This is a genomic window from Verrucomicrobiia bacterium, from assembly GCA_036405135.1.
In the GTDB taxonomy this organism is placed as follows: Bacteria; Verrucomicrobiota; Verrucomicrobiia; order Limisphaerales; family JAEYXS01; genus JAEYXS01.
The window spans coordinates 18,253-30,193 of the sequence record DASWYF010000034.1 but is presented as its reverse complement, the minus strand read 5'-3'; the positions used below and the strand labels follow the sequence as shown (position 1 = coordinate 30,193).

Here is an 11,941-nt window from a genome sequence, read left to right as displayed (position 1 = left end):
ATCAGACGAATTCCGTAACGCGCAACGTCCCCGAACTCACGGCCACCGCATAAACTTCACCGCTGAAATCATCGCAGTAAAATTCGTAGCCCTGCCCGCTCGCCACTTCGACGCTGTATTCCGTCGTCGTGGCACGGCTCCCAAACGCGAGATAGACAATGCCAGGTGTGCTATTCCAGAAGATGGCCCGACGCCGTTGCGGATTATCACCTAGCGCAAGCTTGGTATCGCCCGCAGGCAAAAGCACCTTCACCGGCCCGCCCGTGCGGGAAACGTTACGCAGACGCGCCCCCGGCTGGTTCTGAGCAACCTTCGTGTCACCATCAGGACGGACGGGCACCGGTTGCCCCACCGTCATATATTGATCCCGCGCATTCATCGCTTGAAGTAGTAAACAAGGAACACAACCGCCACCACGACCACCCAGACCGGCAGACCGCCCCCACCCTGCCCTTGCGGAGCGATGTTCAACGAGGTCTGCGGGAGATACAGGCCCTCTACTCGCGCAAAGGGCCTGTTACGCCACCCGATTTCCTCCGCCACCCGTTCTGGAATCTCCACCGCCATTACGCACGCTTACGGAAGAAAACAAACAGCAGAACCACGAAGAGAATGACGCCCACCAGCATGAACATTCCCCGGTTCGGATTCGCCACCGACGCCGCGTTGCGCCCGTCATTCGAGATGCCGAACCACGTCTCAAACCACCCGGCAGGCGCATTGCGTGACGCCTCGTAATTGACGGAACCAGAGCCGTTGATTCGGTTCCACCGCTCGCGCTCTTCCAACATTTCCCGCTCGTTGGCAGGTTCACCAAACAGCTCGCGCTCCAGCATCATCTCCCCGACGCCCAAGCCCTTCTCGAAGAGCTTCCCGAAAAAATCATTCGCTTCCATAAGTAGAAAAGAGGCCGCTGGTTAATCACGAACCAGCGGCCCCAGTTTTGCCACCACCGTCGCCGCTTACTTGTATTTCAAAGCGTCCAAAATGCCGTGGATACGATGGAACGCGAACGTAGTCTTGCGACCCGCAGCCGCGTTGACGTTGCGCCGGATGCGCAGGGCCAGACCGCTGTTGACGAGGAAGTTCGCATTCAGCAGCGAACCAAAGCAGCTCCGGGTATCGTTCGTGCCGCCGAGGCGGTCATTCACGAAGTCCAGATAGTAACTTCCGTTCATGCTGTCCGTCGTGCCCGTGCCGATTTCCGCGCTGTAATCGTTCTCGCGTTGCTTGTCCAGCAGCGTGAACTTGTCTAGCACTTGCGTATTGAGCCGCACATCCCAATCGCCCGCGCTGTAGTCGCCACGCGCAGACGTGGAGGTCTGGCAGCGCATGAGGATGCCGGTATAGTTGCCGCCCAACGGAATGTCCGTCATCAGATTGTCGCCGCCGCCTGTCGCGTCGTTGACCGTCTGCTCGAAAATTTCCCAGTTGAGGATTGGCCAGTTGAGGCGGTCCACGATTCGGCGCACGACGCGCAGACGCGCAGTGAGTGCTGAGATGGCGAACGTCGGCGCACCATTCACGTCCACATCCGCTTGCGCACCCCACGTGATGGAGAGCTTGGGATTGGAGCTGTAACGGTCCACCGGCAGCAGCAGCATGGAGCCCACCGGATCAGGGAACTGCGGATGGCAGCAGTTGATGGGAACAATCAACTCGTAGGACGTTGCCGCCACCGAAGCCGAGTTGATACGGCCACGCGTGTTACGGTCCAAACGGCCATCGTTCGTGTGATACCCCAGTTCCACCAGCGTGGCCCCGGACGCGTCCACAATCATGCGGTTCACGCCGTTGTCCTGCCCCGTGAGCTGGATTTTCTTCACCAACCCAAACAGACCATCAGCCGAGGGCGTTGCCGCCGCGCCAGAGCAGGTGACGTTGACGACCAAATACATCTGGTCAATCGGATACTCACGTGTCAGCTCAAACTCGCAGGAGCCGCCCAGCACGTTGTTTTGTGCTGTCGGCAGGAGAGTTTCTTTAATCGGACGAAAAAGACTCATTAATTCCCCCTCTCTCCCGCTTAGGCAGCAGGTGCCGTATTGTTGATGAAATTCCGGACTTTCGCCGGAGCCCGGTTGAGGAGGAAGAGCGTCAGAAGCGTTCCGCCAATCGTCAACCACAGTGCCTTACTTTTCAGGATGCCCATCATATTTGCCGCCAGTCGTTTGTTAGTCGTTACCTTTCACGCCACCACTCATGCGGCATCCGCGCAGAATTGTCTTTAGGGGCAGAATAGGAACGTTTGGGGCAAAATGGGGCGGTCAGAATACGCGGCCACGGGACTCGCCAGAGGTCAAAAGATTGCGGGCAATGTAGCTTCCTCGGGGGAGACGTTTTATGTCATCGGAAGGCATGTCCATTTCCTCCAGATACTCCAGCGCACGCTTGCCCACGGTCTTGAACGCCACCACCTCAGTTAATTGATCCCGCACGACCATATTAATCCGGTTGGGAGCTTGAGAGATGCCACCAAAGTCCAAACCGTAGCGACGGCCCGTATCAAGAATTAGCTTGAACCCCTCCCCAAGCTCGCCATGCCCCGCGTCCTTTTGCAGCTCATCATTGAAATAGACTTTGCGGCCGGGAATCTTGTGCGAAGCGTAGAACGCGAATTTTGAGAACCACGCAACCCCTTTACGCGGTTCACCGGGAAACATCTGGCTATGGTCAAAAAGACACCAGCCCGTTTTGATTAAAGCGATTAATTCCGCCGCCGTCCGGCCAGCAGGCTTACGCAGCTTGTGCTGAAATTCCGTCTCTGTATCAGGAATGAAGATGCACGACGCCTTGAGGCCGTGCAGCATGTTGATGGCGAAGGTTGTTTTGCCGGAACCAGACTGGCCCACGATCAAAACACGGAATGGGTCATGGTCGTATTGCACAACAGCAGGAAACTTTCTCAGGATTGAGCAGTTCGCGTTTTGAATCCTTCGCGCCGTAGTAGTAACCCACAGCCACACACAAAGCGCACATGGCGACAAGAATCCCAGTCAGCTTCCATTCGTCGTCGTTCATATCGGCATGCGGAATTTGAACCAATCCCACTGACACCAACGGCCACTGATGAAGCACCAGTATTCAAAGGACTGCCGCCGTGCTGTCTTTCGGGATTTATACATAAGAAAATGGTGGTTACTTGGTTCGTGTGCCTGCTGTTTGATTAATGCAGCCCCATTCGGGAGAACCGTTCACCACTTAAGATTGGTAGCGGGCCACGGAATTGAACCGTGTCTTGTTGGTTATGAGCCAACCGTGCAACCTTTACACTCGCCCGCAGTTCGCCTTACTCGCCTTCCAAGGCTTTCAGGCTTTACTCTCATATCCTGCCCGTGCGTGTCACTAGACCTTGCCCCGTGGAGTTGCCGCTCCCTATTAATTCGACACGCACAGGCATTAATTCATTGCGCCTTTTTCGCCCGTTGCTCTTCCTGCCACCGGGCGATGGCATCCAGCTCTTTAATCGCCGTCCGCACCTGATAGGCCCACTGTGTCACGCCCGCGATCAACGGACATTCCGGCCCGATGTTCACCTGATGCTTACGGCACAGCTCCACACCGCTGTTCACGATCACGTTGCGTGTCTTTTCCTTCACCGCTACTTGTTGCCCGAACTTGGCCCCGGCTTCGGCGTTTCCCGTGATGCGTTCCGCCTTGCTGCCAACGTAAGCGACCGCGCATGAGTCAACCGAGTCCACCACCATTTCAAGCCCCATCCGAGTGCCAGCCTCATCAAAGTCGCCACCATCCGCCACTTCATCTCCCGCAGGCCCGTCGCCACCTGCGGGAACTGTTTCAAGGCCGTTTGCTTTGAGCCATGCAGCGACTTCCTCTTCCCGGCTTTTCCGTCCGGCACGACTGCCACCAGATTCGACAGCACCCGGTTCCGCAGGTTGCCCCGGTGAAGCATCCACCACAGGCGGAATTTCAAGTTCAGAGCCGTCCATAGATCAAAGGCCCCACTCCTCAGCCAAGCTTTTCGTAAACCGGGCAAAAAAACCTTCCTTGGCTGGTTCATTCGTTGCCTTGGCTGGTGACACCGCAGCCGGTGCCGTTGTCTGCGTTTTAGCGGGCTTGCCAGCGGCTTTCTTGGCCGCTTGCTTCGCGGGAGCCTTGCCCCGTTCCGCCGCCTCTACACTCTTGGGCTTCGCGCCCGCCTGTTCAGTTCCATCCGTCATGCTCGCCACCGTGAACTATTTTTTCGCGCCTGTCTTTCGGTTCGTTTTGCCCCTATTGACAAGCTTGCGTAATTCTGCCTTACGCCGGTCCGCAGCACGGCACAGCGCAGGCGCAGCACGATTAATCAGGCTATTAATCCAGTTATTCGGATTGTTGCCCAAAAGCTTCAATGCTTCGCAGATGACTTCCTTCCGCTCTTTGCGGGTATGAATCTTCCACGAATCCCAGTCGGGTTTTAACAGTTCGCTCATATTTTTCCGTTCATCAGGTGGTTATCTGCCCACTCTTCCACCATTTCTGGTGGTGGCATGTCATCCCATGCACAACCGGATGGGTCTGGGTCAAAAAAACCTTCCGGAGTTTCCGTGAAAGTGTGGACCCAATATGACGAAGCCGAAGAGCCGTCCTTAGTCGCACGCGAAATTGCGCGTTGTTCGCAAATCGTTTTTACAAAGTCGCGTAAAACGCCTAATTTCAGAGAGTCGCGCAATCCTTGGTAATTCCCGTCAAAATTGCGGATGATGACCGCAGGCCGTGCCACCACATCATGCCACGGCGAAGGGTCTGTAATCGCCACCAGTTGGTTTTTATGAGCTATCTCGCGCCGGTTCGGCAACAGATCCTCAACGACTTCCTTTTTCTTCACCGGGCCTTGGTCGTATGTCGTGAGTTTGAATTGCCCAAGTTTTTCAAACCACTTGGAGACGACCTTTTTGCGGTCCCGGCGAAGCCCACCACGGAACTTTTTGAAATCACCTAGCGTTTGCACAGGCTTGAGCCCACGGCGCACGGAGTAGATTTCCGCCAGTTCATAGGGTGTAACGTCCAAAAGCCCTATGGTGCCATCGCCAGACGCGTCCTTTTCGTATTTGCAGATGTATTTGATTAATTCGCGCTGGTTCCGAATTAATCCGTTGTCCTTGACGTGCGTGCCAAAGAACGCATCCACGCGGGCCTTGAATTGCAGGAAGGCCGCGCTCCGCTCTTCCTTGTCCAGATTGCGCCCGCCGATTAATCGGGGGAAGTGAATTGCAAGGTTCGTGTGCGGATGGAAGCTCAAGATGCCGTTGCTTTCGCGCCGGATAGTGAACTCATCACAGCGCAAAACGACTTCGATACCGTGATATTCCGGCATCGTCCGCAGCCAGCGACGGAATTCGGAAATCTGCTCATGCAACCACTGGAAGCGGTCTTTTAATTCACCGATGCCGCACCGCTCGCCCGTTGTTACGACGTAGTAGCGCGTATATTGGTGCCGTTCCATCCAAAGCTGGAACTCTTTAATTAATGCGGCCCGTGAGTCATGGGCCATGATGGGCAAAAATACCTGATGCGCGAAACCCGGCAGAGGCCGGGAAACATTCTCCACTGAGCAGACCATTGTTAGATCACTGTGAATCCGCAATTTCGCGCCCCATCGCCCCTTGGTTTCGTGCCAGACCATCGCCAGCCGGTCCACGATAGTTTCTGTCTGCCGCTTCAATTTCTCACGCGCCGCCTGCGTATCAATTAAATCATCATCCCGAATCTTGTGCCCCGTGTTCGCCCGCCAGATGGCTTTTTTAGCAGCCGGAACCAGCTCCATGCGGAAGAATGGTTCCGATTTATTCGCACGCTTTAGCGGCAGTTCTTTTGTCATGGTTCCACCACCTTTGAACACTCCGGGCACTCCGCCTTTTTGAGCCCATGCCCGCACCAGCCCTGCGGGCGTTTGCGAGCGCGATTAATTCGATACGCCTTCACCTCGGCATAATCCGGCGCATTTAATTCAGCCAACGTGCGGAGGTATTCGAGCGTAGCGGCTTTGCACGCGAGCTTGTGCTGCGACTGCTGCTCCGTCATCTCCCCCTGCCTCACCAGCAGCGGATAAAGCGTGATGCAGTGATTCAGCTCCGAAGCAGCCTCCGCCACCATCTCGTCAAACGTAGGCCGCAAATTGACCCAACTCCTCGCGTTCATCATCCACGTGGGAAGTTGATCGGGGGAGCCGGGTTTAGGATGGATTTCGTATTCCATCAGATTTGAGGGGGTTGCGGGTAATCGGGCATACGGGCGTGCGCGAGGAAGCCTTCAATCCAATCCCCATGTCCGTTACGAACCGCGATTTCAGGCAGCAAATGGAGCTGCTTTGAAAAAAGCCAAAGCACATCCATGAGCCAGACGGCGCGAGGGTCAGTGATGCCGATTTTCTTTTCAGCAATCGCCCCAAAGTAAGGCGGGCGGAAAATCTGCTCAGGGTGGTTATAGAACCACGCGAGCATGCGGAATTGAGCATTGCGGCCAAGGGCTTTCATTTCCGCCGCCCCCTTTCGTCCCACGTAATTGCGACCACCACGACGGCGAGGTAAACCGCACCGCCGATGATGGCCGCAATTAATTCGCTCTCGTTATTCATATCGAGCGAAGCCTCGGCATCGGGCACCAGAGTTTGAAGTCCGCAACATCTCCAGGGCGAGCCGCGTAGTTCACCGCGTCAGGACGGCAAACCATCCATATTCCGGGAGCAGTTTGATAGACCACCCAGACATCCCACCCAGCGTCTTGCACCAAAATAATGCGGGAAACCGGAGCCGTTGATATGTCCTGCCAACAGTCTTGCTCAGGGACGAAACGAGCCGCCTCCGCTTTCCGCCGCCTCCACACGTCATGGAAGCCCAAAGCCGCCACAAAGAGCAGCACGGCCCACAGGAACCAGCCGTAGAGCGGCGACATGAAGGCGATGATGTAAGCGACGCCCCGCAGATCCTCCCACGTGTGCATTTTCGATACCGCACAGCGGAAGATTGCAAGCACAGCGAGAGATGAAATGGCCGAAGTGACGGCCACGTAGAGAACGACGAGTGATAGAACGTTCACGACAGCACCCCCGTTCCCACGAAGTTCCTGTCGATGTTTCGGAACGTGATGGCTTCCATGAGATACACCGAAGCCTCATGCGGCGAGGTGCGACGCGTCCCGCGCCACATCAATGCCCACATCCGCATTTGCATGCGATAGGTCATAGAGCCCTCCTTTCAATCTCAGCGGCCACTAGAGCCAGCTTCCACGCAATAGCCTTAACAGACTCACCACGCGCAGCAATACGAGCCAGCATGTCCGCCAGATTTTGAACCTCTACAACAAGCTCATCATCTTGCGCCCTTCCAATGTCATCAACAGCGATCACGATGCACCTCCATTGACGACAGAGCCCGCGTTGATAGTGTCCCCGCCATGAGTCACTTCACTGATATTGAAGCCATCTACCGCGACCTTACTCCCGTTTTGCGGAAGGCTGGATTTATCGAGAAAAACACAAACGTCACAGAGCTTGGACGCCAGTTTTTCTTTCTTTTGGGCGTCTATGCCCATGAATACCAGTTCGCCACGGACGGCCTGCTTGCCGTTGATCGTTTCTTTCAGGAAGCGCGAACCCGCAGCAGTGACGAGCACATGAAGTTGACTCTGGACACATTCAACGCGCTGGATATTAGCGGAGACAAGCGCATGGTTTACGGAGCCTTCCATTACGCCAGCGGGTTCGTAAAATTTGAGTCCTGACAGATCAATGGCCGCTCGCACATCGGCGAAGCTGCCGTTGAAATTCAGAATCACCATGCCGGGAGGAGGAAGCGGGATATTCACGATGCACCTCCAGCTTTCGTGAACAACGTTGGAGATTCAGGCGCAGTGAAGAGCGGCGCGTTAGCCATGTTGTCCGCGTGCTGCCATGCAGCAACGAGCGACAATTTGAGAGGCTTGCGCGAATAATGCTCCCTGAAAGTCAAGCAGGAAGAGCTGACAGTCAGACGGACGGTTTTTTCTGCCTGCTCCCCTTTCGCAGGCACTACAAACGACATGAACCGACGCTTTTTCGGTCCACGTAGTTTTTTTTGAGGGGTCGTTTCAGCGGCAACTGACATCAGGCCCATTTCTCGGCCCGACTTGAATCCTACCTATTTTAACGAAAAGCAGCCTGTTTGTTATGTTTAATAAAGCTATAGGCGAAAACGACTAAGCCTCCCCGTCTGATTCATGGGGTTCCAGCTGTGGTGGTTAAGGCTTTCCTTAAGCCTTCTTGGCTTCCTTGGCCCAAGCATCCTTAAGCGTGATGATTCGATTGAATACCAACTTGCCCGGCTGACTGTCGTTATCCAAAGCAAAGTAGCCGACTCGTTCGAACTGATACCGGCTCTCCGCCTTGGCGTCTGCCAGCGATGCTTCCAGCTTGGCGCTCACGACTTCCAGCGAGTTCGGGTTCAGGACCGTCTTGAAATCCCGGCCGTCCTTTTCCGGCTCAGCCTCCGTGAACAACCGCTCATACAGACGCACCTCGGCATCCACGGCGTTGTTGGCGCTGACCCAATGGATCGTACCTTTGACCTTCTTGGCTGCATTGGAGCCGCCAGACCGGGTTTCCAGATCTGCCGTGCAACGCAGCTCGGTGACATTTCCCGCGGCATCCTTGATGACCTCGTCACACTTGATGATGCACGCGTATTTTAGCCGCACCTCGCCACCGGGCTTCAGACGGAAATACTTGGGTGGTGGAACTTCCATGAAGTCCTCCTGATCGATGAACACCTCACGCGTGAACTTGATCTTGCGCGTGCCGGCATTCGGATCTTCGGCATTGTTTGTCGCATCGAACTCGATGACTTCATTTTCACCGATATTCGTCAGCACGACCTTGATCGGTCGCAACACGCCCAGCCGTCGCCACGAACGCTTGTTCAAGTCATCACGGATCGCATGCTCGAACACCGCGATGTCCGTCACGCTGCGATACTTCGTCACGCCGATGTTGTAAGCAAACTGCCGGATGGCGCTTGCTGGAATTCCGCGACGTCGCAAACCGGAGATTGTCGGCATCCGCGGATCGCTCCAACCCGTGACGATTTTCTCATTCACGAGCTGGATGAGTTTCCGCTTGGAAACGATCATGTAGCTCGGAATGAGTTTCGCGAATTCGAACTGGTGCGGCAATGGACGTGGCAATTCCAGGCTCGAAAGAATCCAATCGTAAAGCGGACGATGAACCTCGAATTCCAATGTGCAGATCGAGTGCGTCACGCCTTCGATGTAATCGCTCAAGCAATGTGCAAAATCATACAGCGGATAGATGCACCATTTATCACCGGTATGATGATGCGCTGCGTGCCGGATGCGATAGATCAATGGATCGCGCAACCACACGTTCGGCGATGCCATATCGATCTTCGCACGCAAGGTCCGGGTGGCATCAGGAAACTCGCCATTCTTCATCCGCGTGAAGAGATCGAGATTCTCCTGGATACTGCGATTGCGATACGGACTATCCTTGCCCGGCTTATCCGGCGCTCCACGATACTCGTCCGTTTCTTTAGGAGTCAGATCGCACACATACGCCCTGCCCTTTTTGATCAATTGCACCGCATACTCGTAGATCTGATCGAAGTAATCTGATGCGTAAAAAGGCTCCAGTAATTTGCCCGCTTCCTCAGGCTTGCCGACCACAGCCGGCAGATGGAAATCCGATTTGCCATTTACCGTCGTGGTATCTGGCGTCTTGCCTTTTGGCTTCAAACCGAATTGACCATCCGCCCAGCCACCAATCAGCCATTTCACATCAGCGATGATAGATTCCACATACTCGACCTCTTCCTTGGTCGGGTTCGTATCATCCATGCGCAGATTGCAGATACCGCCAAACTCATGCGCTATGCCGAAATTCAGACAAATGGATTTCGCATGTCCGATGTGCAGGTAACCGTTCGGCTCAGGCGGGAAACGAGTGATGCTTTGCTGGTGCTTCCCGGACGCCAAATCAGCCGCCACGATGTCCCGGATGAAATCCGACGGACGCACTGGCTCGTTGTTCTCAGGAGTTCCAACTGCATTTGCTTCGCTCATAATTCCCGCTCAAAAATAGGCCGGTAGTCTAAGTAAGCACATCTCGGTTGAATAGAAAAATTCTGGATGTAGTCTTTACCTATACCTTTATCGCTGAGGTGCTACCGCGCCAGGCATACAGACCATCATGCAACAAACGTTTCGCGACTCATTTGAAGAAACCGCCGGGCCATCCATAAGCGCCGATTTGAACCGGCGGCATTTCCTGAAAACTGGCGGTCTGGCCGCCTTGGCTGCCGCTTTGGGCGCGCCGATTCCGTTTGCTGATAAACTCGCCTCCGGCCTGATTCCGGAGGCCTTGGCCCAACAAGCTACCGCAACTCCCATCACAGAAATACCTGGTAAACGCGGCTTACGCATCCTCGGTGATCGCCCCCTGAACGCCGAGACACCCCCTACTCTGCTTGATGCTGATATCACGCCTATCGAACACCATTTCATTCGCAACAACGGCCATGTTCCCGAACGCGCTGAGAAAAAAGACCTCACGGGCTGGAATCTCACCATCGATGGCGAAGTGAACAAGCCTCTCCAACTCACACTCGATCAGCTCAAAAAGAACTACAAAAATTACACCCGCGCACTTGTCCTCGAATGCGCTGGCAATGGTCGTGCTGGATTCAATCCGCCTACAAGCGGCAATCAATGGACTCTCGGGGGCGTCGGATGTTCTGAATATACTGGCGTATTGCTGAAGGATGTTCTCAAAGATGCAGGTTTGAAATCCTCCGCCGTTTACATCGGTTACTATGGCGAAGACCCGCACCTCAGCCGCTTGCCGAACAAGAATGCGATCTCTCGCGGTGTGCCTATCGTCAAGGCGCTGGATGAAAACACCATGCTCGTCTGGAATATGAATGGCGAACCCCTGCCCGCCTTACACGGCTGGCCGCTACGTCTCATGTGCCCTGGTTGGCCTGCCTCGACATCAGGCAAATGGCTCAAGCGCATCTGGGTGCGTGACCGTGAACACGATGGCGAGAAGATGACCGGCATGTCCTACCGCATGCCAAAATATCCCGTCGCCCCCGGCACTGAAGTGCCACCGCAAGACATGGCGATTCTCGAGGAATTGCCCGTGAAATCACTCATCACAAATGTCGCCTCTGGCATGGAAACCCAAGTGAACAAGCCGCTCGCATTGCGTGGTCACGCATGGAGCGGCTCCGGCGACGTCACCGCCATGCACGTCAGCTATGATTTCGGTGCCACCTGGATCAAGTGCGAGATCAAAAAGCCTCGCAACAAATTCGCCTGGCAACGATGGACCGCCGAAGTCAAGTTGCCGAAAAAGGGCTACTATGAATTATGGGCTCGCGCCACCGATCACATTGGCAAGATGCAACCGATGCTTGTGCCGGGTTGGAACCCGGAAGGCTACGCGAATAACGCCATGCACCGCATCGCCATCAAAGCCGTATGAGACATGCGCTCAAATCATTCCTGGCGCTAGCCGTATTGGCTTATGGCTGCCTTCACGCCGCTGATGCACCACCGCTTTCTCCATCCAACATCAGTGCGATCGAACAGTTGAAACCCGGCAAAGGACGTGAATTGATTCTTGCCAACTGCATGCCGTGCCATTCCACCGCCGTCATCGCTGCAACCCATCTGCCCCGTGAACGCTGGGATCAAACGATCACGAAGATGCAGAAGCAAAACGGCATGTGGCCGATCGCGCCATCCATCCGCAATCAGATTCTCGATTATCTTGCCGCCACCCAACCTCCCTCAGACCCCGGATTGGAAAAGGCTAAAGAAACCCCTTGGGGAGCGCCACTCTACCGGCCTAATCCGATTTGGTGATTTTTGAGCTGATCCGGCTCTGTGAAATAAATCCGGGTGAGTGGGGGGCTTGTCCTTGCTTGCTTTATCAGCACCTATTTCT

The 11,941-nt window shown here is 55.1% G+C and carries 18 protein-coding genes; 2 read left to right on the top strand and 16 right to left on the bottom strand.

Annotated features, from left to right (window positions below; translation table 11 throughout):
* Window position 1 precedes the first annotated feature (1 nt).
* From VGH19_16100 to glnS, 16 genes are all read right to left on the bottom strand, one after another.
* The gene (locus VGH19_16100; protein HEY1172891.1) at window positions 2–379 is read right to left on the bottom strand and encodes a hypothetical protein; all 378 of its coding nucleotides are present in this window, start codon (window positions 377–379) and stop codon (window positions 2–4) included.
* Complete coding sequence (locus VGH19_16095) at window positions 376–567, bottom strand: hypothetical protein (protein HEY1172890.1); 192 nt, start codon at window positions 565–567, stop codon at window positions 376–378. The genes VGH19_16100 and VGH19_16095 overlap by 4 nt, the downstream gene beginning before the upstream one ends.
* Window positions 567–896, bottom strand: a complete 330-nt coding sequence (locus tag VGH19_16090) for a hypothetical protein (GenBank protein HEY1172889.1) — start codon at window positions 894–896, stop codon at window positions 567–569. Before VGH19_16090 ends, VGH19_16095 begins: the two co-directional genes overlap by 1 nt.
* Window positions 897–962: 66 nt before the next feature.
* Window positions 963–2,006: a hypothetical protein gene (locus VGH19_16085; protein ID HEY1172888.1), complete on the bottom strand. Its 1,044-nt coding sequence runs from the start codon at window positions 2,004–2,006 to the stop codon at window positions 963–965.
* 261 nt (window positions 2,007–2,267) lie between these two features.
* A complete protein-coding gene (locus VGH19_16080) occupies window positions 2,268–2,888 on the bottom strand; it encodes a hypothetical protein (GenBank protein ID HEY1172887.1) in 621 nt (206 codons plus the stop codon).
* A complete protein-coding gene (locus VGH19_16075; protein HEY1172886.1) occupies window positions 2,872–3,021 on the bottom strand; it encodes a hypothetical protein in 150 nt (49 codons plus the stop codon). Before VGH19_16075 ends, VGH19_16080 begins: the two co-directional genes overlap by 17 nt.
* A 383-nt stretch (window positions 3,022–3,404) precedes the next feature.
* Window positions 3,405–3,950 carry a hypothetical protein gene (locus VGH19_16070; GenBank protein HEY1172885.1) on the bottom strand — a complete coding sequence of 182 codons (546 nt, stop codon included), beginning with the start codon at window positions 3,948–3,950 and terminating at the stop codon, window positions 3,405–3,407.
* A 3-nt stretch (window positions 3,951–3,953) separates the two neighbouring features.
* The gene (locus VGH19_16065; GenBank protein ID HEY1172884.1) at window positions 3,954–4,181 is read right to left on the bottom strand and encodes a hypothetical protein; all 228 of its coding nucleotides are present in this window, start codon (window positions 4,179–4,181) and stop codon (window positions 3,954–3,956) included.
* A gap of 15 nt (window positions 4,182–4,196) precedes the next feature.
* Window positions 4,197–4,433, bottom strand: a complete 237-nt coding sequence (locus VGH19_16060) for a hypothetical protein (GenBank protein ID HEY1172883.1) — start codon at window positions 4,431–4,433, stop codon at window positions 4,197–4,199.
* A complete protein-coding gene (locus VGH19_16055) occupies window positions 4,430–5,821 on the bottom strand; it encodes a hypothetical protein (protein ID HEY1172882.1) in 1,392 nt (463 codons plus the stop codon). The genes VGH19_16060 and VGH19_16055 overlap by 4 nt, the downstream gene beginning before the upstream one ends.
* Window positions 5,818–6,198, bottom strand: coding sequence for a hypothetical protein (locus tag VGH19_16050; protein ID HEY1172881.1), 381 nt, complete (start codon window positions 6,196–6,198; stop codon window positions 5,818–5,820). Before VGH19_16050 ends, VGH19_16055 begins: the two co-directional genes overlap by 4 nt.
* The gene (locus tag VGH19_16045; protein HEY1172880.1) at window positions 6,198–6,476 is read right to left on the bottom strand and encodes a hypothetical protein; all 279 of its coding nucleotides are present in this window, start codon (window positions 6,474–6,476) and stop codon (window positions 6,198–6,200) included. The genes VGH19_16050 and VGH19_16045 overlap by 1 nt, the downstream gene beginning before the upstream one ends.
* Window positions 6,477–6,573: 97 nt before the next feature.
* Complete coding sequence (locus VGH19_16040; GenBank protein HEY1172879.1) at window positions 6,574–7,038, bottom strand: hypothetical protein; 465 nt, start codon at window positions 7,036–7,038, stop codon at window positions 6,574–6,576.
* Entirely contained in the window at window positions 7,035–7,184 is a 150-nt protein-coding gene (locus VGH19_16035; protein ID HEY1172878.1) for a hypothetical protein, read from the bottom strand. The genes VGH19_16040 and VGH19_16035 overlap by 4 nt, the downstream gene beginning before the upstream one ends.
* A 160-nt stretch (window positions 7,185–7,344) precedes the next feature.
* Complete coding sequence (locus tag VGH19_16030; GenBank protein ID HEY1172877.1) at window positions 7,345–7,806, bottom strand: hypothetical protein; 462 nt, start codon at window positions 7,804–7,806, stop codon at window positions 7,345–7,347.
* 423 nt (window positions 7,807–8,229) lie between these two features.
* On the bottom strand, window positions 8,230–10,053 hold the full coding sequence (gene glnS, locus VGH19_16025; GenBank protein ID HEY1172876.1) for a glutamine--tRNA ligase: 1,824 nt from the start codon (window positions 10,051–10,053) through the stop codon (window positions 8,230–8,232).
* Window positions 10,054–10,180: 127 nt separating this feature from the next.
* Between glnS and VGH19_16020 the strand changes: the two genes are divergently transcribed.
* Window positions 10,181–11,476 (top strand): sulfite oxidase, encoded by a 1,296-nt coding sequence (locus VGH19_16020; GenBank protein ID HEY1172875.1) that lies wholly within the window; start codon window positions 10,181–10,183, stop codon window positions 11,474–11,476.
* Window positions 11,473–11,859, top strand: a complete 387-nt coding sequence (locus VGH19_16015) for a hypothetical protein (protein HEY1172874.1) — start codon at window positions 11,473–11,475, stop codon at window positions 11,857–11,859. The genes VGH19_16020 and VGH19_16015 overlap by 4 nt, the downstream gene beginning before the upstream one ends.
* Window positions 11,860–11,941 lie beyond the last annotated feature (82 nt).